This is a genomic window from Citrobacter sp. Cf087 (assembly GCF_030334285.1).
GTDB lineage: Bacteria > Pseudomonadota > Gammaproteobacteria > Enterobacterales > Enterobacteriaceae > Citrobacter > Citrobacter freundii.
The window spans coordinates 597907-617823 of record NZ_JAOWED010000028.1; the positions used below are offsets into that span (position 1 = coordinate 597907).

Annotated in this window: 18 protein-coding genes and 2 tRNA genes; 11 read left to right on the plus strand and 9 right to left on the minus strand. The window is 53.9% G+C overall.

From position 1 onward, the window contains the following. The first annotated feature begins 127 nt into the window (after window positions 1–127). Together hydN and hypF are read left to right on the plus strand one after the other, a co-directional pair. A complete protein-coding gene (gene hydN, locus OGV57_RS11350; protein WP_003037366.1) occupies window positions 128–673 on the plus strand; it encodes an electron transport protein HydN in 546 nt (181 codons plus the stop codon). Window positions 674–816: 143 nt separating this feature from the next. Then, a complete protein-coding gene (hypF, locus tag OGV57_RS11355) occupies window positions 817–3057 on the plus strand; it encodes a carbamoyltransferase HypF (RefSeq protein ID WP_054528727.1) in 2241 nt (746 codons plus the stop codon). Between the two features lie 161 nt (window positions 3058–3218). Here hypF and norW read toward each other — a convergent pair whose 3' ends face one another. Then, window positions 3219–4352 (minus strand): NADH:flavorubredoxin reductase NorW, encoded by a 1134-nt coding sequence (gene norW / locus OGV57_RS11360; protein ID WP_054528726.1) that lies wholly within the window; start codon window positions 4350–4352, stop codon window positions 3219–3221. Further along, window positions 4349–5797 carry an anaerobic nitric oxide reductase flavorubredoxin gene (gene norV, locus OGV57_RS11365; RefSeq protein ID WP_049002946.1) on the minus strand — a complete coding sequence of 483 codons (1449 nt, stop codon included), beginning with the start codon at window positions 5795–5797 and terminating at the stop codon, window positions 4349–4351. Before norV ends, norW begins: the two co-directional genes overlap by 4 nt. Window positions 5798–5985: 188 nt before the next feature. Here norV and norR point away from each other — a divergent pair, with 188 nt between their 5' ends. Then, a complete protein-coding gene (gene norR, locus OGV57_RS11370) occupies window positions 5986–7506 on the plus strand; it encodes a nitric oxide reductase transcriptional regulator NorR (RefSeq protein ID WP_044713357.1) in 1521 nt (506 codons plus the stop codon). Here norR and gutQ read toward each other — a convergent pair. The 7 genes from gutQ to srlA all read right to left on the minus strand — a co-directional run bounded on the left by gutQ (window position 7503) and on the right by srlA (window position 12449). After that, window positions 7503–8468 (minus strand): arabinose-5-phosphate isomerase GutQ, encoded by a 966-nt coding sequence (gene gutQ, locus OGV57_RS11375; protein ID WP_003037353.1) that lies wholly within the window; start codon window positions 8466–8468, stop codon window positions 7503–7505. The genes norR and gutQ overlap by 4 nt on opposite strands. Then, window positions 8461–9234, minus strand: coding sequence for a glucitol operon DNA-binding transcriptional repressor SrlR (gene srlR / locus OGV57_RS11380; protein ID WP_003037350.1), 774 nt, complete (start codon window positions 9232–9234; stop codon window positions 8461–8463). Before srlR ends, gutQ begins: the two co-directional genes overlap by 8 nt. 95 nt (window positions 9235–9329) lie before the next feature. Further along, a complete protein-coding gene (gene gutM / locus OGV57_RS11385; protein ID WP_032949895.1) occupies window positions 9330–9689 on the minus strand; it encodes a transcriptional regulator GutM in 360 nt (119 codons plus the stop codon). Between the two features lie 55 nt (window positions 9690–9744). Continuing rightward, a complete protein-coding gene (gene srlD, locus OGV57_RS11390) occupies window positions 9745–10524 on the minus strand; it encodes a sorbitol-6-phosphate dehydrogenase (protein ID WP_003037345.1) in 780 nt (259 codons plus the stop codon). Between the two features lie 17 nt (window positions 10525–10541). Next, on the minus strand, window positions 10542–10904 hold the full coding sequence (srlB, locus tag OGV57_RS11395) for a PTS glucitol/sorbitol transporter subunit IIA (RefSeq protein ID WP_003846051.1): 363 nt from the start codon (window positions 10902–10904) through the stop codon (window positions 10542–10544). A 13-nt stretch (window positions 10905–10917) separates the two neighbouring features. After that, a complete protein-coding gene (gene srlE, locus OGV57_RS11400; RefSeq protein ID WP_048217212.1) occupies window positions 10918–11889 on the minus strand; it encodes a PTS glucitol/sorbitol transporter subunit IIB in 972 nt (323 codons plus the stop codon). After that, window positions 11886–12449, minus strand: a complete 564-nt coding sequence (gene srlA, locus OGV57_RS11405) for a PTS glucitol/sorbitol transporter subunit IIC (RefSeq protein ID WP_003037339.1) — start codon at window positions 12447–12449, stop codon at window positions 11886–11888. Before srlA ends, srlE begins: the two co-directional genes overlap by 4 nt. Window positions 12450–12714: 265 nt before the next feature. On the opposite strand from srlA, the gene mltB reads away from it, so the two are divergent. From mltB to OGV57_RS11445, 8 genes are all read left to right on the plus strand, one after another. Then, window positions 12715–13794: a lytic murein transglycosylase B gene (gene mltB, locus OGV57_RS11410; protein ID WP_003037336.1), complete on the plus strand. Its 1080-nt coding sequence runs from the start codon at window positions 12715–12717 to the stop codon at window positions 13792–13794. 192 nt (window positions 13795–13986) lie between these two features. After that, complete coding sequence (gene pncC, locus OGV57_RS11415; protein WP_003037333.1) at window positions 13987–14484, plus strand: nicotinamide-nucleotide amidase; 498 nt, start codon at window positions 13987–13989, stop codon at window positions 14482–14484. Between the two features lie 92 nt (window positions 14485–14576). Then, window positions 14577–15641, plus strand: a complete 1065-nt coding sequence (recA, locus tag OGV57_RS11420) for a recombinase RecA (RefSeq protein WP_003037330.1) — start codon at window positions 14577–14579, stop codon at window positions 15639–15641. 86 nt (window positions 15642–15727) lie between these two features. Further along, window positions 15728–16228 carry a recombination regulator RecX gene (gene recX, locus OGV57_RS11425; RefSeq protein ID WP_003037326.1) on the plus strand — a complete coding sequence of 167 codons (501 nt, stop codon included), beginning with the start codon at window positions 15728–15730 and terminating at the stop codon, window positions 16226–16228. 128 nt (window positions 16229–16356) lie between these two features. Continuing rightward, the gene (gene alaS / locus OGV57_RS11430) at window positions 16357–18984 is read left to right on the plus strand and encodes an alanine--tRNA ligase (RefSeq protein ID WP_054528725.1); all 2628 of its coding nucleotides are present in this window, start codon (window positions 16357–16359) and stop codon (window positions 18982–18984) included. A gap of 237 nt (window positions 18985–19221) precedes the next feature. Continuing rightward, on the plus strand, window positions 19222–19407 hold the full coding sequence (gene csrA, locus OGV57_RS11435) for a carbon storage regulator CsrA (RefSeq protein ID WP_000906486.1): 186 nt from the start codon (window positions 19222–19224) through the stop codon (window positions 19405–19407). Between the two features lie 336 nt (window positions 19408–19743). Further along, window positions 19744–19836, plus strand: a tRNA-Ser gene (locus tag OGV57_RS11440). A gap of 3 nt (window positions 19837–19839) precedes the next feature. Continuing rightward, window positions 19840–19916, plus strand: a tRNA-Arg gene (locus OGV57_RS11445). Window position 19917: the final 1 nt, after the last annotated feature.

The following is a 19917-nucleotide window of genomic DNA, read 5'->3' on the forward strand; positions in this document are numbered from 1 at the left end:
GTCACTAGTGACGATGACACGCTCTTCTTGCGTTCTTCAAAATAAAATCCCTTTAATAACAGTAAATTAAATTCTGGCACGATTTGTGAATGCTTCGGCAGATATTCTGTCATTGCTGGAGAAATTGATGAACCGTTTCATCATTGCAGACGCCAATAAATGCATTGGTTGCCGTACCTGTGAAGTGGCCTGCGTGGTATCCCATCAGGATAACCAGGACTGCGCATCGCTGACCCCTGAAACTTTTTTACCCCGCATTCACGTCATCAAAGGCGTTAATGTCTCCACGGCGACGCTGTGCCGCCAGTGTGAAGACGCGCCGTGCGCTAACGTCTGCCCGAACGGTGCGATCAGCCGTGATAAAGGTTTTGTTCACGTAATGCAGGAACGCTGCATTGGCTGTAAAACTTGCGTTGTGGCTTGTCCTTACGGCGCAATGGAAGTAGTCGTGCGTCCGGTTGTGCGTAACAGCGGCGCGGGTCTGAACGTCCGTGCAGAAAAAGCTGAAGCCAATAAGTGCGACCTGTGCCACCATCGCGAGGCCGGTCCTGCCTGTATGGAAGTGTGCCCGACTCACGCGCTGATTTATGTCGATCGCAATAAGCTTGAGCAACTTAGTGCGGAAAAACGCCGTCGCGCGGCGCTGGATTCCACCGCATCTTTGCTGTTCTGATATCTGAAAATCCGCGTAAAATACGGTAGTACTTATGCCGGATGGCGGCTTCGCCTTATCCGGCCTACTGTTCGCATCCCCGTAGGCCTGATAAGCATCGCGCCATCAGGCTAACCGGGATTGATGACTGCGGGAATAATCTAATGACAATAAACACCCTCTCCGGCGTACAGTTGCGTATTCGCGGCAAAGTACAGGGCGTCGGATTTCGCCCCTACGTCTGGCAACTGGCGCAGCGGTTACAACTGCATGGCGATGTGTGTAACGACGGTGATGGTGTGGTTGTGCGTTTACAGGAAGATCCGGCGGAATTTATTGCGCAGTTACATCAACACTGCCCACCGCTGGCGCGCATTGACAGCGTTGAGAGCGAAGCAATCGCCTGGACGCAGCAGCCTGCCGATTTCTCGATTCGTCAAAGTGCTGGCGGTACGATGAATACGCAAATCGTTCCGGATGCCGCGACCTGTCCCGAATGCCTTGTTGAAATGAACACCCCCGGCGAACGTCGCTACCGATACCCCTTTATCAACTGCACCCACTGTGGTCCACGCTTTACGATTATCCGCGCCATGCCCTATGACCGCCCGTTCACCGTGATGGCGTCGTTCCCACTCTGTGCGCAATGCGACAAAGAGTATCGTGACCCGTATGATCGTCGCTTCCATGCCCAGCCCGTTGCCTGTCCGGTGTGCGGCCCTCATCTTGAGTGGTTCAGCACGGATGAGCGGGCGGAGAAAGAAGAGGCGCTGCAGGCGGCGGTATCGCGGCTGAAAGCAGGCGGTATTGTGGCGGTTAAAGGCATTGGTGGGTTTCATCTGGTGTGCGATGCGCGCAATAATGACGCCGTCGCGCTGCTCAGGCTGCGTAAACACCGTCCGGCGAAACCGCTGGCGGTAATGCTGCCAGGTGATGACGGACTGCCCGAACCTGCTCGTCGTTTGCTGACTACACCTGCTGCGCCGATCGTGCTGGTGCAGAAACGCTATGTCGCTGCATTGAGCGAGGGCATTGCGCCAGGGTTAACGGAAGTGGGCGTCATGCTGCCCGCGAATCCGTTGCAGCATTTGCTCTTACAAGAGATGAATTGTCCACTGGTGATGACCTCCGGCAACCTCAGCGGCAGGCCTCCGGCCATTACCAACGCCCAGGCGCTGGAAGATTTAAGTGCGATTGCTGATGGTTTCCTGCTGCATAACCGCGAAATTGTGCAGCGGATGGATGACTCCGTGGTGCGTGACAGTGGGGAAATGCTGCGTCGTTCCCGGGGTTACGTGCCGGATGCGGTCGCGCTGCCGCCAGGATTTCGCGACGTGCCGCCGATGCTGTGCTTAGGCGCGGATCTGAAAAATACCTTCTGCCTGGTGCGTGGCGAACAGGCGGTTATCAGCCAGCATTTAGGCGATCTCAGCGATGACGGCATTCAGCAGCAGTGGCGTGATGCGCTACGCCTGATCCAGAATATTTATGATTTTACGCCACTGCGTATCGTGCATGATGCCCACCCTGGCTATGTTTCCAGCCAGTGGGCCAGCGAAATGAATCTGCCAACCGAAACGGTACTGCATCACCATGCGCATGCCGCTGCATGTCTTGCCGAGCACGGCTGGCCGCTCGATGGCGGCGATGTGATTGCTCTGACGCTGGACGGCATTGGTATGGGGGAAAATGGCGAGCTGTGGGGCGGCGAATGTCTGCGGGTCAACTATCGTGAATGCGAACACCTTGGCGGCTTACCGGCGGTAGCGCTGGCGGGTGGCGATCTGGCGGCAAAACAGCCATGGCGCAATCTGCTCGCGCAGTGCCTGCGTTTTGTTCCTGACTGGCAGCGTTACCCGGAAACATCGGGGCTACAGCATCAAAACTGGAACGTACTGGCGCGCGCCATCGAGCGGGGAATCAATGCCCCGCTGGCATCGTCGTGCGGACGACTGTTTGATGCGGTTGCCGCCGCGTTGCATTGTGCGCCGGAATCGTTGAGTTATGAAGGTGAGGCGGCCTGTGCGCTGGAGGCGCTGGCATCGCAGTGTGCAGGTGTTGATCACCCTGTTACGGTGCCGCTTAATGGCAATCAACTGGACTTAGCAATTTTTTGGCAGCAATGGCTGACCTGGCAGACCGCCCCTGCAGAAAGAGCGTGGGCGTTTCACGACGCGCTGGCGTGTGGTTTTGCCACGCTGATGCGTGAGCAGGCCGAAGCGCGCGGAATTAAAACGTTAGTATTCAGCGGTGGCGTGATGCATAACCGCTTATTGTCGGCCCGTCTGGCGTTTTATCTGCGTGATTTTACCTTACTGTTCCCGCAGCGTTTACCGGCGGGCGACGGCGGGTTGTCATTGGGGCAGGGCGTGATTGCCGCGGCGCGGGTGTTGACGCAAAAATAAAAAAAGCCCCGGGACTGGCGGGGCAAGAAAAACATGTCGGGGCATACCGACAAGTGGCAACGCACATCCATGTGCGTGAGGTTAATAAATCAGTAGCAGCGTTGACGGGCAAAGTCGTAGGCCGGATAAGACGCGAAGCGGCGCCATCCGGCATCACAGACTTACACGGGCAACGTTTTCAGCAGCGCAAAGGCCTCTTTCATGCGGTCTTCACTGACGACAAATGCACACAGCTGGCCTTCGTCGTTCATCCCTCTTGCGACCATCCCCTGTGCTTCGGCGGCGATGCGCCAGTTCAGATCGCGGCGCTGGGTTTCCCCGGCCAAATGTAAAGGCAGTTCTGGCGTTTTGACTTTTACCAGCATGGCTGGCAGTTTCAATGGCGCATTGCCGCCGAGCAGGTTTTTCGCCAGATACATGGCGCTCAGCTGAATCGGCTGCAGGAACGGGAGCACCTGACCGTTAATCTCCGCACAGTCGCCGAGAGCATAAATGTCCGGGTGGCTGGTTTGCAGGTAGCTGTCGACGCAGACGCCACGATTGATGTTCAATCCGGCGCGACGCGCCAATGCGGTTTCCGGGCGCAGGCCGGTGGCGGCAATCACCGCATCGACTTCTACGTTGCGGCTACGATCGAGCGTGGCGCGAATACCGGTGCTGGTTTTCTCCAGACTCTGGAGCTGTGATTTCAGCAGCAGGTGTACGCCCATATCGGTCAGACGATGCTGTAAGCGACTGCTGACTTCCGGCGGCATCAGCGAAGCCAGAATGCTGGCGGCGTTGTCGATAAGCGTTACCGCTTTACCGGCACGACAAAAATCCATCGCCAGTTCACTACCAATCAAGCCGCCGCCGACAATCAGCGCCCGCTGGGCGTCACGCAGTTGCGTTTCACAAGCGCGATACTCTTGTTGGCTGTTTAACGTGAGCATTAACTCACGTCCGGTAACCGGCGGTACAAAGGCTGAAGCGCCCGTCGCCAGCACCAGCTTGTCATACTGCCACTGCTTGTCCTGACTTTTCACTACGTGGGCATCGGCGTCGATGTCGGTTACCCAGGTATGTGGAAACAGGCGCAAATTAAACTGTTCGGCAAACTCCCCCGCCGACTGGCGGGTGAGGTCGTCTGCACGCTGTGACTGACTGATAACATGGCTGAGATCGGGCTTGTTGTACTCATCCATGCTGTCCGCGGCAATCAAGGTCAGCGGAACATTCGCATCCTGCTTACGGATATTTTTGACTAACTGGCGGGCGGCGAAGCCCGAACCAATGATGACAATGCCGTGACTCATTTTGCCTCCGTTGCCAGTACGTCGAAGACGTCTTTACCTAGTGAGCATTCCGGGCACAGGAAGTTGTCCGGAACTTCGCTCCATGGCGTACCCGGTGCAACGTCCTGCAACGGTTCGCCTTTCGCCGGATCGTAAATCCACTGGCACACGCTGCACTGCATGCTTGGACCAAGATCGGCCGCAGCCGCAGCGGCACACGCACAGGCTTCTTCCTGGGCGATGGCTTTCACGGTTGTTTCCGGCAATGGAGCCAGCGCCCACTGACGCGCGATTTCACGGCCGTGCTGGCGGCACAGTTCCAGTGCATCCAGGTCCGGACGCCATTTCGCTTTCAGGCTCAGTGACATCTCGAAACCTGCATCCTGCAAACGCGTGGACAAACGGTCTACTGCACCGCCGCTCCAGCCGTGCGAGCCAAAGGCGCTGGCACGCTTGTTACGAAAACGCAGGCCGGTCATCTCTTCCACCAGACCGGCGATTTTCGGCATCATCACGTTGTTCATTGTGGAAGTCCCGACCAGCACGCCTTTAGAGCGGAAGACGTTGGTCAAAACTTCGTTTTTGTCGCTGCGGGCGACGTTAAAGATTTTTACCGCCACGTTCGGGTCGACTTCGTTGATGCCCTGGGCAATCGCGTCCGCCATCATGCGGGTGTTGTTGGACATGGTGTCGTAGAAAATGGTGATGCGGTCTTCCTGATAATCCGCCGCCCATTTCAGGTACAGCTCAACGATTTGCGTCGGGTTGTCGCGCCATACCACGCCATGGGAAGTAGCAATCATATCGACAGGCAGGTTGAAGCCGAGGATCTCAGTAATTTTCGGTGTAACCAGACGGCTGAATGGCGTCAGGATGTTGGCGTAGTAACGCTGGCACTGTTCGAACAGTTCAGTCTGGTCAACTTCGTCGTTAAACAGACGTTCGTCGCAGTAGTGCTGACCGAAGGCGTCGTTACTGAACAGCACCGCATCGCCGGTCATGTAGGTCATCATACTGTCCGGCCAGTGCAGCATCGGCGTTTCAACGAAGATCAGCTGCTTGCCGTTACCAATGTCCAGCGAATCACCGGTTTTCACTACGTTAAAGTTCCATTCCGGGTGATGGTGGTGCCCGTTGATAGAGTCAATGGCGTTGGCGGTGCAGTAAATCGGCGTGTCCGGGATGCAGGACATCAGCTCGGTCAGCGCCCCGGCATGGTCTTCTTCAGCGTGGTTAATGATGATGTAGTCGATATCCGCGAGGTCAATTTCACTGCGCAGGTTCTGCACGAATTCACGACTAAACTTGTGGTCTACTGTATCGATCAGGACATTTTTTTCTTCACGGATGAGATAGCTGTTGTAGCTGCTGCCGCGCAGCGTTTTGTATTCAGTTCCGTGGAAATCACGCACTTCCCAGTCACGTTGGCCAACCCAATGAATGTTATTTTTAACCAGAATAGACATAACAACCTCAATTAATTCAGCGTTTTTCAAAAAAGATGTTTTGCTAATTGCAGGTTGCGTGCCAACTTTTTATTTGTTTGATTTTAAAGGATTAGTTGTTTTACCACCTATAAGGTGGTAGTCAAAATGACTATATGTTTTATTGTCAATATGACAATATGAATTGTCAAAATGACAATGAGGTAGACATGAGCTTTTCCGTAGACGTGCTGGCGGGCATCGCCATTGAATTACAAAGCGGTATTGGGCATCAGGACCGTTTTCAACGACTGATAACCACCTTGCGTCAGGTGCTGGAGTGCGACGCGTCGGCACTGCTGCGCTACGAGTCGCGACAGTTTATTCCGCTGGCTATCGATGGGCTGGCGCAGGATGTTCTCGGCAGACGCTTTACTCTGGAAGGGCATCCGCGTCTGGAGGCGATTGCCCGCGCCGGAGACGTAGTTCGTTTCCCTGCCGACAGCGATTTGCCAGACCCGTATGATGGTCTGATTCCGGGGCAGGAGAGTCTGAAGGTGCATGCCTGTATTGGACTGCCATTGTTCGCCGGTCAAAATTTGATTGGTGCGTTAACCCTGGATGGCATGGAGCCCGATCAGTTCGATGTTTTCAGCGATGAGGAGCTTAGGCTGATTGCCGCGCTGGCGGCTGGCGCATTGAGCAATGCGTTGCTGATTGAACAGCTGGAAAGCCAGAATATGCTGCCAGGTTCGTCAACCAACTTTGAGCAGGTGACGGAAACCCAGATGATTGGCCTGTCGCCCAATATGATGCAGTTGAAAAAAGAGATTGAGATTGTGGCGGGGTCCGATCTCAACGTGCTGATTAGCGGCGAAACAGGGACCGGGAAGGAGCTGGTGGCTAAAGCTATCCATGAAGGTTCGCCGCGCGCGGTGAATCCACTGGTGTATCTGAACTGCGCGGCGTTGCCAGAAAGCGTTGCCGAAAGCGAACTGTTTGGTCACGTAAAAGGCGCGTTTACCGGGGCTATCAGCAATCGTAGCGGTAAGTTTGAAATGGCCGACAATGGGACGCTATTTCTCGACGAGATAGGCGAACTCTCGCTGGCGCTACAGGCTAAGCTGCTGCGCGTATTGCAGTACGGTGATATTCAGCGCGTAGGTGACGATCGCAGCTTGCGCGTGGATGTGCGAGTGCTGGCGGCGACAAACCGTGATTTACGCGAAGAGGTGTTGGCCGGGAATTTCCGTGCGGATTTGTTCCACCGGCTGAGCGTCTTTCCCCTTTCGGTACCGCCTCTGCGTGAGCGCGGTGAAGATGTGGTTTTGCTGGCGGGTTATTTTTGCGAACAGTGTCGGCTGCGGCTGGGACTTTCCCGCGTGGTGTTAAGTCCTGGCGCGCGTAGTCATCTGTTGAGCTACGCCTGGCCCGGGAATGTGCGCGAGCTGGAACATGCCATTCACCGCGCGGTGGTTCTGGCAAGGGCGACCAGGGCAGGGGATGAAGTGGTGCTGGAGGCGCAGCATTTTGCCCTGCAGGATGAAGCGCCAGTAACACCGGCGGCGGAAGTTGTTGCGGAGATCCCACAGCATCACAACCTGCGTGAAGCAACAGAGTCGTTCCAGCGGGAGATGATCCGCCGGGCGCTGGCACAAAATAACCATAGTTGGGCGGCAAGTGCGCGGGCGCTGGAAACAGACGTCGCCAACCTGCACCGGCTGGCGAAGCGTCTGGGGTTGAAGGATTAGATAATACCGGCCTGATAGAAATCCTGTAGGTTGATAGCACCGGTGAGTTTACCGTTTTCATCGACCACCGGGGCGGCAGTGATTTTGCGCTTCATCAGGATCTCTTTGGCGTCAATCGCGCGGCTCTGCGCCTGCAGCGTAATGCCATTCTGGGTCATTGCTTCGCTAACCTGAGTGGTGAGCGCTCCGCCGCCAACCAGCCAGCGGCGCAGGTCGCCGTCGGTAAAGACCCCTTTCACCAGTGACTGGTCGTCGCAGACCGCGACCAGGCCAAGACCCGTGCGGCTTAGCTCCAGCATCGCGTCCATGACGCTGGTGGTAAGTGTCACCTGCGGGATGGCATCGTCACGGCGCATCAGATGATGCACTTTATTTAACAGACGAGCGCCCAGCGCACCTGCCGGATGCGAGCGGGCAAAATCTTCCTCGTTAAAGCCGCGCGCCTGCATTACGGCGATTGCCAGCGCATCGCCCATCATCAACGTATTTACGGTACTGGACGTCGGTGCCAGGCGCATCGGACAGGCTTCGCGCTCAACGGAAATATCCAGCACGGCTTTGGCGGCCAGGCCTAACGGTGAGGTCGGTTTTCCGGTCATTGCCAGCAGGGCGACGGATTTGTCTTCCAGGCGCGGAATGATGAGATCCAGCTCTTTCGCACCGCCGGAGTAGGAGATAAACAGCATGACATCACGGCTTTCGATCATCCCTAAGTCACCGTGCAGCGCTTCCGCCGGATGCACAAAAAAGGCAGGCGTGCCGGTACTGGCGAGGGTCGCCGCAATTTTTTTGCCAATATGACCTGATTTACCAATACCGGAGACAATGACTTTGCCTTCACAGTGGATGATAGTATTGGCGGCGCGGACAAAATCATCGCCCAGTCGCTCAGGCAAACGGCTGGCTTCCTGTAGTTCCAGCATTAACGTCTGACGGCCCGCATTCAGTAGTGCATCACTCATTGGTTTCTCCGGTTATGATCACTTCAATCCCTTTTGCTTCCAGCGCCTGACGAAATGCAGGGTCGATACCCGCATCTGTAATCAGCTTGTCGACGCTTTCCAGACTGCATACAACATTAGGGCTTTTGCGCCCAAATTTTGACGAGTCAGCCATCAGAATCACTTCGCGAGCGGCATTACACATCGCTTTACTGACGCTAAACACCTCATTAAAAGTGGTCACGCCGGCATTGAGGTCAATGCCGTCGGTGCCCATGAAGAGTTTATCAAAGCTGAACTGCTCAAAGGCGTTTTCTGCCAGCTGACCGTGAAATGACGCAGATTTTTTGCGAAAGGTCCCGCCCGGCATCAGGATGGTTTGCTCGTTGTCCAGCTCCGAAAGGGCGTTAACAATGTGCAGACTGTTGGTCATGACGGTGATGTTGCTAAAGCGTGTGAGCATCGGCACCATCTGCAGTACGGTGCTACCCGCATCCAGAATAATAGAGTCGCCATCGTGTATAAAACGGACGGCAGCTTCGGCAATCTGCTCTTTTTTATGCGTATTAATTAGCGTTTTGTGATCGATTGGCGGATCTGATTCGTCTTTATTTAATACCACGCCGCCATAGGTACGAATGACGGTTCCGGCGTTCTCCAGAATGACCAGGTCTTTGCGAATGGTCGTGCCAGTCGTGTCAAAGTAGTGGGCCAGTTCTTCAACCGAGCATTTTCCCTGCTTTTGCAGGTGCTCCAATATGGCAGCCTGACGCTGACGAGGTTTCATAGGCGTGATTACCCTGACTTATGTATATACCCGTCATACTTAGGGTATAGGTTGCAAAATGATAATTTCGCAAGCTATTAGCATTCACAACGAAATTACCCATGTTTCAGTTTAAGCGCCAATGATAGTGCATTCTGCGCTAACGGATCATGGGGAAAGATCACATCAGGCTGTAAATCATCAATATGTTTGCCGGTTATCGTGGCAATTTTGCCGGGTCTGGCGAATACTGTAAGACCTTTCATAAATAACGTGTCGGTCACCCGCTGCTGCTCATTCAGCGCGATGGCCACTACCACGCGCGGTTTAAAACGCCCACCGGAGCGACCAACACCAACCCGACCCTGTTGGCAAAGCCTATCAAACGCCCGGTTAAAGCGGGATATTTGCCAGCCACCAAGCGCCAGTTGCAGGCACCAGGCGATAGCGGCGACGGTAATCAGTGCGGAAACCATTACGTACTCCTTTGATTTTGCCGGATAAGCGCAGACGCCATCCGGCAATTCAACATTAAAACATCACCTGACCGCCGGTGACGTTGATGGACTGCCCGGTACAGTAAGAGGCTTTCGGACTGGCGTAAAACAGCAGCATGTTTAGCACGTCCTGATAATCGCAGCCGCGCTTAAGCGGAACCTTATCAATGTAGTACTGCTCAACTTCATCTGGCTTAAGGCCAAGTTTGGTTGCATATTGCGGTAATAACGACTGGAACATCGGTGATTTCAACAGATTGCCGAGCATCAGTGAATGCACGGTAATGCCGTATTCCGCCAGATCCAGCGCCAGTGACTGGGTTAAGCCCACGCCGCCAAATTTTGCCGCGCTGTAGCCTGAATTGTGTTTGCTGCCCACTTTCCCTGATTTGGAGTTGATCTGGATAATGCGTCCCTGCACGCCATCGCGGATCATCAGGCGTGAGAATTCACGTGCACAGAGGAAGTAGCCAACCAGATTGACCTGCAGCGAGCGGTCGAAATCCCCAAGCTGAAAGTCGCTGATAAACGCGGCTTTAGCGATACCCGCGCTGTAAACCAGCAGATCAACACGACCGAATATTTCATCCACTCCGCGCGACAGTGCCAGCACGCTCTGTTCGCTGGTGGCATCTGCGCCAAAACCGTAGGCGGTGCCTTCGCCAAACTCGGCGTTAATTTCTTGCGCCACGTTGGCGGCTTTATCGCTTTGAATATCCACCACCGCGACGCGGTATCCTTCTGTCGCAAGCCCACGGCAAAGGAATGCCCCAAGGGTCTGGCCTCCACCAATGACAACGGCAACCTGATTCATCTTTATCTCCTTCAATCTTAAGCAACAAACTTCAAAATACAGCCCGGCGCGATACCGTCCGGTACGGGACCTGCAACGTGTACGGTACCGGGGAATTCCGCTTCACTCAGTCCGTCAAAGCGCAGAGTGATATGCCCGAGTTCACGTAAGTTTTGTTCCGCCACGCTGCCAACGGCGGTGACCGGGTAGTGATGCTGGCCTAGTTCAAACTGGATCCCAGCTTGCAACGAACCGTTCAGCTCGCCGTGGCAATGGATGAAGCAAAACTCCTCGATATCCGCGGGCGCGCCTTCACGAAAGGTAATCAGCATCTGGTCGCACAATGCATCCGGGGCGCTCTGGCCGATACGGGTGATGGTGGTTTGATAAATCACGGTCATTTTTGAGTGCCTCTTATTGGTAAATAAAGCCGGAAACAAACCAGGCGATGAGAACGGTTGGCGCGCCGGTCAGAAAGCGGCTCACCAGAACGGATGGCACGCCGACGCGGACCGTGTCCTGACGCGCTTCGGCCAGCGACAACCCGACAGGAATAAAGTCACATGCGGCCTGGGCGTTAATGGCGAACAGGGCAGGTAGCGCCAGATGTGGGGGAATATTCCCCAAACCAATCTGTACACCGATCAGCACTCCGATAACCTGGGCGATGACCGCACCGGGGCCGAGGAAAGGCGAAAGCAGTGGGAAAGAGCAGATCAGTGCCAGCGTGACCAGTCCCAGCGGATGGCTGGCCAGTGGTGCGAGTCCATGGGCGATCCAGTCTCCCAGACCCGAAGCCATAATGATGCCGATCAGTGCTGAGACGAACGCCATAAATGGCAAAATAGTTTTCAGGACGGTATCAATAGTGTCGCGCCCGGCCTGGAACAGAACCGCAACGGCTGAACCCATGCCCATTCCGACTTTTGCCAACAGACCATCACTTTGCTCGGTAATTTTCTTGCTGGTGTCGTAATCGCGTCCCATGCTGCTGCTTGCGGGCGTTGGCGTGGCGGACGCTTCGCCGACAACGGTAATGTTTTCTTCTTTTACGCCAGAGACATAGATATCTTCGACAATATACTGAGCCAGTGGGCCGGATTTACCCGTAGCGTGAATATTCACCGTCGGTATACGGCGTTTAGGGTAGATCCCACAGCGCAGCGTGCCGCCGCAGTCGATGATCGCCACACCAATTTCGCTCTCCGGCGGCTCGCCCTCTTTGAAGCCATCAACGGCCTGCCAGCCGGTCAGGTTTGCTATCCTGTCGACGATCGCGGGGCGAGTTCCTGCGGTGATATAGACAATTTTCTTGCCCGGAACGGCATCCAGTTCAAGCGGGCCACCCCAGCCGCCGGTGCCTTTTTCAATACGAATACGTGTCATGATGTTGCTCCCGCCAGATGTACCTTCTGCTCAAGTTGAATGCCCATTTTTTTCTCGAAGATAGTGGTGGTGAAATCGGTCACCCAGCCACGGAAGAAGTTGGTCACCAGACCGACCAGCAAATAGCTCACCGCCAGTGGGCCAAGCGGAAGCCCCAGCGTGGTCAGTCCGCTGGCGATCCCCAGATAGACAAACAGTTCGCCGGGGTTGATGTGCGGGAATAAGCCGTTCATGGAATGGCAACTGTAAGACGCGGCGGCGTAGTAACTGGGCTTGTATTTTTCTGGCATAAAGCGACCCAGACTCAGCGTCATTGGGTTACAAAATACAAATGTGCCGATGCACGGCAGTAGCAAATAGCGGGATAGCGGGTTTCCGGCGCAACGCTGGGCAAAACGTTCAATACGCTGCTGACCGATAAAGTTAATCAGCGCATTCATGATGACCAGCAGACTGATCAGCAGTGGCAGAATACCGGTCACCATGCCGGTAAACACTTCTCCGCCTTTCTGGAACAGCCCGATAAACCACTCAGCACCGAGTGTGATGGTGTCGATCATTATTCTCTCCTGTAGGGATTTTTAGTTATCTTGCCAAACGGTGGCTGATTTTAATCAGATTGAAAGATATAAAAGTGTTATTTTGATCTCAAAATAAAAGATAAATATTTTAATTTGAAAGTTTTTGCGTGAAAGCTCGCAAATGTGATGGTCAGAGATGAAAGGAGATGTAAATTCTGTGAAGGAGAGCGACTACCGCTTCCTTGTATGGCGGAGGATGCTTTACCATACTTCTCCCAGGCTGAATTTGTTTAATGGATGTCTCATGTTCAAGCGTCGTTATGTAGCGTTACTCCCCCTTTTCGTACTGCTCGCTGCCTGTAGCAGCAAACCTAAACCTTCAGAGACTCAAACGACTACGGGTGCGCCATCCGGCGGCTTCCTGCTTGAGCCACAGCACAACGTTATGCAAACGGGCGGCGATTTTGCCAATAATCCGAACGCGCAGCAGTTCATCGAGAAAATGGTGAACAAGCACGGCTTTGACCGCCAGCAGCTGCAGGAGATCCTGTCGCAGGCCAAGCGTCTGGACTCGGTATTGCGTTTGATGGACCGCCAGGCACCGACGACTCAACCGCCAGCCGGACCTAACGGCGCATGGCTGCGCTATCGCAAACAGTTCATCACACCTGACAACGTGCAAAACGGCGTGGCTTTCTGGAATCAATATGAAGATGCGCTGAACCGTGCGTGGCAGGTCTACGGAGTTCCGCCGGAAATTATTGTCGGTATTATTGGTGTAGAGACTCGCTGGGGCCGCGTGATGGGTAAAACGCGGATTCTGGATGCGCTGGCGACGTTGTCGTTTAACTATCCTCGTCGTGCGGAATACTTCTCTGGTGAACTGGAAACCTTCCTGCTGATGGCGCGAGATGAAAGCGACGATCCGCTCGATTTGAAAGGTTCTTTCGCGGGGGCAATGGGATACGGCCAGTTTATGCCGTCTTCCTATAAACAATATGCCGTTGATTTCAATGGCGATGGACACATTAACCTGTGGGATCCGGTTGATGCCATCGGTAGTGTGGCGAACTACTTCAAGGGCCACGGCTGGGTGAAAGGCGATACGGTCGCGGTTCCGGCAAATGGTCAGGCACCTGGGCTTGCGAACGGCTTTAAAACCCAGTACAGCATTTCTCAGCTTGCTGCCGCGGGCCTGACGCCGCAGCAGTCGTTGGGGAATCATCAGCAGGCCAGCCTGCTGCGCCTGGATATTGGCACGGGTTATCAGTACTGGTACGGACTGCCGAACTTCTACACGATTACCCGCTATAACCACAGCACGCATTACGCGATGGCAGTCTGGCAGTTAGGTCAGGCGGTGGCGCTGGCGCGCGTACAGTAATCGCTCCACCGGCCTACCGGAAGATATCTCTGGTAGGCCGGATAAGATGTCCTGGCATCGCCATCCGGCAGGTCTTATTTGTGCAACGGAGCAATTTTTGGAATCCCCCTCGTAAAACGTTCTCCCCATCCCCACATTGGTCATGAAAGTGCTATCTTGTCCGGCATATTTTTTTAACTGACAGAGGCTGAAATGACCGACAGTGAACTGATGCAGTTAAGCGAGCAGGTTGGCCTGGCGCTGAAAGCGCGCGGGGCAACCGTGACGACGGCGGAATCCTGCACCGGCGGCTGGGTAGCCAAAGCGATTACGGATATTGCCGGAAGCTCCGCCTGGTTTGAACGCGGGTTTGTGACCTACAGCAATGAAGCCAAAGCGCAGATGATTGGCGTGCGCGAAGAGACGCTGGCCCAACATGGCGCGGTGAGTGAGCCTGTGGTGGTGGAGATGGCGATAGGCGCGTTAAAAGCCGCCCGTGCGCATTTTGCTGTTTCGATAAGCGGTATTGCGGGGCCGGATGGCGGTAGCGAAGAAAAACCTGTGGGAACGGTATGGTTTGCCTTTGCCAGCGCGAGCGGCGAGGGGATTACCCGCCGGGAATGCTTTAGCGGCGATCGCGATGCGGTCCGTCGACAGGCGACCGCCTACGCGTTACAAACCCTGTGGCAACAATTTCTACAAAATACTTGATACTGTATGAGCATACAGTATAATTGCCTCAACAGAACATTATCTATCACGTTTCGCGGTTTAACCCGAAAGCGGCATGACAGGAGTAATTAATGGCTATCGACGAAAACAAACAGAAAGCGTTGGCGGCAGCGCTGGGTCAGATCGAAAAGCAATTCGGTAAAGGCTCCATCATGCGCCTGGGTGAAGACCGTTCCATGGATGTGGAAACTATCTCCACCGGTTCGCTTTCTCTGGATATCGCATTGGGCGCGGGCGGTTTGCCAATGGGCCGTATCGTCGAAATCTACGGGCCTGAATCCTCCGGTAAAACAACGCTGACCCTGCAGGTTATTGCCGCTGCGCAGCGTGAAGGTAAAACCTGTGCATTTATCGATGCAGAGCACGCACTGGACCCGGTCTATGCCCGTAAGCTTGGCGTTGATATCGATAACCTGCTGTGTTCTCAGCCGGATACCGGTGAACAAGCGCTGGAAATCTGTGATGCACTGGCGCGCTCCGGTGCGGTTGACGTTATCGTTGTCGACTCCGTTGCCGCATTGACGCCGAAGGCAGAAATCGAAGGCGAGATTGGCGACTCTCACATGGGCCTTGCGGCGCGTATGATGAGCCAGGCGATGCGTAAGCTGGCCGGTAACCTGAAGCAGTCCAACACGCTGCTGATTTTCATCAACCAGATCCGTATGAAGATTGGCGTTATGTTCGGTAACCCGGAAACCACCACCGGTGGTAACGCCCTGAAATTCTATGCGTCTGTTCGTTTGGATATCCGTCGTATTGGTGCGGTGAAAGAAGGTGACAACGTGGTTGGCAGCGAAACCCGCGTTAAGGTTGTGAAAAATAAAATTGCAGCGCCGTTCAAACAGGCTGAATTCCAGATCCTTTACGGTGAAGGCATCAACTTCTACGGCGAACTGGTTGACCTGGGCGTGAAAGAGAAGCTGATTGAAAAAGCTGGTGCATGGTACAGCTACAACGGTGAGAAAATCGGTCAGGGTAAAGCGAATGCGACCAACTGGCTGAAAGAAAACCCGGCAACTGCGAAAGAAATTGAGAAGAAATTACGTGAGCTACTGCTCAATAACCAGGATTCAACGCCTGATTTCTCCGTTGATGACAGCGGCGAAGACGTAAAAGAAACGAACGAAGATTTCTGATAATCTGTTTTGAATCGCATGTTTTGAATCGCATATAGTAAAGGGCTGCATATCATGCAGCCCTTTTTCATTTCTGAAGGCTTACTATGACAGAAGCAACTTCCCGCCGTTCCGCTTATTCCCGACTGCTTGACCGCGCCGTACGTATTCTGGCGATGCGCGATCACAGCGAGCAGGAACTGCGGCGCAAGCTGGCCGCTCCGGTGATGGGGAAAAATGGACCAGAAGAAATTGATGCCACGCCGGAGGATTACGACAAGGTCATCGCCTGGTGTATTGAAAGTCGTTATCTGGATGATGATCGCTTCGTGCAGCAGTTTATCGCCAGCCGTAGCCGCAAAGGTTATGGACCTGCCCGGGTGCGCCAGGAATTAAACCAAAAAGGGATCACGCGTGAAGCTATCGAGCGGGCCATGCGTGAGTGCGAAATTGACTGGGCAGTGCTTGCGCGTGAGCAGGCCATTCGGAAGTACGGTGAACCTTTACCTGTCGATTTTTCAGATAAGGTAAAGGTCCAGCGTTTTTTGCTCTATCGCGGCTATCTGATGGAAGATATTCAGGCAATATGGCGAAATTTTGACGATTGACCGCATACGGGATTTTACTTCCCAGTAAAGAAAACTTATCTTATTCCCACTTTTCGATTGCCAGAGGCGCAGTTTGCTTGCCGATGCTGGTAATGACATTTCGTTAGCTTGATTTTTTCAGGATAATTATGAGCAAGAGCACCGCTGAGATCCGTCAGGCGTTTCTCGATTTTTTCCATAGTAAAGGACACCAGGTAGTTGCCAGCAGCTCCCTGGTACCGAACAATGACCCTACTTTGTTGTTTACCAACGCCGGGATGAACCAGTTCAAGGATGTTTTCCTTGGCCTCGACAAGCGTAATTATTCCCGCGCAACCACCTCGCAGCGTTGTGTACGTGCGGGTGGTAAGCACAATGACCTGGAAAACGTCGGTTACACTGCACGTCACCACACTTTCTTCGAAATGCTGGGCAACTTCAGCTTCGGCGATTACTTCAAACACGATGCTATTCAATATGCATGGGAACTGCTGACCGGTGAAAACTGGTTTGCCCTGCCAAAAGAGCGTCTGTGGGTCACCGTCTATGAAACTGACGATGAAGCCTATGAAATCTGGGAAAAAGAAGTCGGTATTCCGCGCGAACGTATCATCCGCATCGGTGATAACAAAGGTGCGGCTTATGCTTCCGACAACTTCTGGCAGATGGGTGATACCGGTCCTTGCGGTCCATGCACCGAAATTTTCTACGACCACGGCGACCATATCTGGGGCGGGCCTCCGGGAAGCGCAGAAGAAGATGGCGATCGCTACATTGAGATTTGGAACATCGTCTTCATGCAGTTCAACCGTCAGGCTGACGGCACCATGGAACCGCTGCCGAAACCGTCCGTGGATACCGGTATGGGTCTGGAGCGTATTGCGGCCGTGCTGCAACACGTTAACTCCAACTATGAAATCGACCTGTTCCGTTCACTGATTGAGTCCGTGGCGAAAGTCACCGGCGCGACCGATCTGAGCAACAAGTCGCTGCGCGTTATCGCCGACCATATCCGTTCCTGTGCGTTCCTGATTGCTGATGGCGTTGTGCCGTCGAATGAAAACCGTGGCTATGTGTTGCGCCGTATCATTCGTCGCGCGGTACGTCATGGCAACATGCTGGGCGCGAAGGATACCTTCTTCTACAAGCTGGTTGGTCCGTTGGTGGACGTCATGGGCTCTGCAGGTGAAGAACTGAAGCGTCAGCAGGCTATGGTTGAGCAGGTTCTGAAAACCGAAGAAGAGCAGTTTGCACGTACTCTGGAGCGTGGTCTGGCGCTGCTGGATGAAGAACTGGCAAAACTGTCTGGCGATACGCTGGACGGCGAAACCGCATTCCGTCTGTATGACACTTACGGTTTCCCGGTTGACCTGACGGCAGACGTTTGCCGCGAGCGTAACATTAAGGTTGATGAAGCTGGCTTTGAAGCTGCAATGGAAGAACAGCGCCGTCGTGCGCGTGAAGCCAGCGGTTTTGGCGCAGACTACAATGCAATGATTCGTGTTGATGGTGCCTCTGAATTTAAAGGCTACGAGCACCTGGAACTGAACGGCAAAGTCACCGCGCTGTTTGTTGATGGTAAAGCGGTAGACGCAATTAACGCAGGTCAGGACGCTGTTGTCGTACTGGATCAGACGCCGTTCTATGCGGAATCTGGTGGTCAGGTTGGCGATAAAGGCGAACTGAAAGGCACAGGTTTTGCGTTTGCCGTTAGCGACACACAGAAATATGGCCAGGCCATTGGTCACATTGGCAAGCTGTCTGCGGGTTCTCTGAAAATTGGTGATGCAGTGCAGGCTGATGTGGATGAAGCGCGTCGTGCGCGTATTCGCCTGAACCACTCCGCAACGCATCTGATGCACGCGGCGCTGCGCCAGGTTCTGGGCACACATGTGGCACAGAAAGGCTCGCTGGTTAACGATAAACTGCTGCGCTTCGACTTCTCTCATACCGAAGCGATGAAGCCTGCTGAAATCCGTGCTGTTGAAGATCTGGTGAATGCGCAAATCCGTCGCAACTTGCCGATTGAAACGAACATCATGGATCTCGAAGCGGCAAAAGCCAAAGGCGCAATGGCGCTGTTTGGCGAGAAATATGACGACCATGTGCGCGTTCTGAGCATGGGTGATTTCTCTACCGAACTGTGTGGCGGTACTCACGCCAGCCGTACGGGTGATATCGGTCTGTTCCGCATAGTGTCCGAGTCAGGTACTGCGGCAGGCGTTCGTCGTATCGAAGCGGTAACCGGTGAAGGCGCTATCCAAACCGTGCATGCTGAGAGCGATCGCTTAAGCGATGTTGCGCAGCTGCTGAAAGGCGATAGCCAGAATATCGCTGACAAAGTTCGTTCCGTGCTGGAGCGTACACGTCAACTGGAAAAAGAATTGCAGCAATTGAAGGAACAGGCTGCGGCGCAGGAGAGTGCAAATCTTTCCAGCAAAGCGGTTGATATCAACGGTGTGAAGCTGCTGGTCAGTGAACTCGCGGACGTTGAGCCGAAAATGTTGCGTACCATGGTTGATGATCTGAAAAATCAACTGGGGTCTACCGTTATCGTTCTGGCAACGGTAGTGGAAGGTAAGGTTTCTCTGATTGCGGGTGTGTCTAAGGACGTGACAGATCGCGTGAAAGCAGGGGAACTGGTTGGAATGGTCGCTCAGCAGGTCGGCGGTAAGGGTGGCGGTCGTCCGGACATGGCGCAAGCCGGTGGTACGGATGCAGCGGCTCTGCCTGCAGCGTTAGCCAGTGTGAAAGGCTGGGTCAGCGCAAAACTGTAATAACTATAAGCGTCAGCGCATGCCGAAACCCTAAGTTACGGCATGCGAATCAACGCTATCGACAATGATAAAGTCAGGTTGAAGTTGTGTATATCGGCTAAACTTAGGTTTAACAGAATGTGATGCCGTGACTGCTTACACTTAGGTGTTTGTCATCGCTTACTTTTTGGCGTTATATGATGGATAATGCCGGGATACAGAGAGACCCGACTCTTTTAATCTTTCAAGGAGCAAAGAATGCTGATTCTGACTCGTCGAGTTGGTGAGACCCTCATGATAGGCGATGAGGTCACCGTGACAGTTTTAGGGGTGAAGGGCAACCAGGTGCGCATTGGCGTAAACGCCCCGAAAGAAGTTTCTGTCCATCGTGAAGAGATCTACCAGCGTATCCAGGCTGAAAAATCCCAGCAGTCCAGTTACTAAGGTTTTCGCGTCTCACCTTTCTGGTGAGGCGCAACCTGATTGAGTTACCCTTTTTCTTCTCTTTTCTTCTTCGTCCTCCCCATTTTTTCGATTCCACTGGGCGTAATGCCTTTCCCGACGAAGTTTCCGTTTGTTCACTGCTTCAGGAAATTGCCAATTTATCTGTTGATAAAACACTCTTTTTGCCGTTTTTGCAGACTAATTGCGCGTGAAATGTGCAAACGATAAAAGCTCTGGAAAAATTGTTTGACTTATAAGTCCCAGAAAGTAATATGTGCGCCACGCAGCGACGATGAGCAGAAACAAGTTCTTCGAAGCACTCGCAAGAGGCGTGTTGGTGAGGTGGCCGAGAGGCTGAAGGCGCTCCCCTGCTAAGGGAGTATGCGGTCAAAAGCTGCATCCGGGGTTCGAATCCCCGCCTCACCGCCATTTGCATCCGTAGCTCAGCTGGATAGAGTACTCGGCTACGAACCGAGCGGTCGGAGGTTCGAATCCTCCCGGATGCACCAT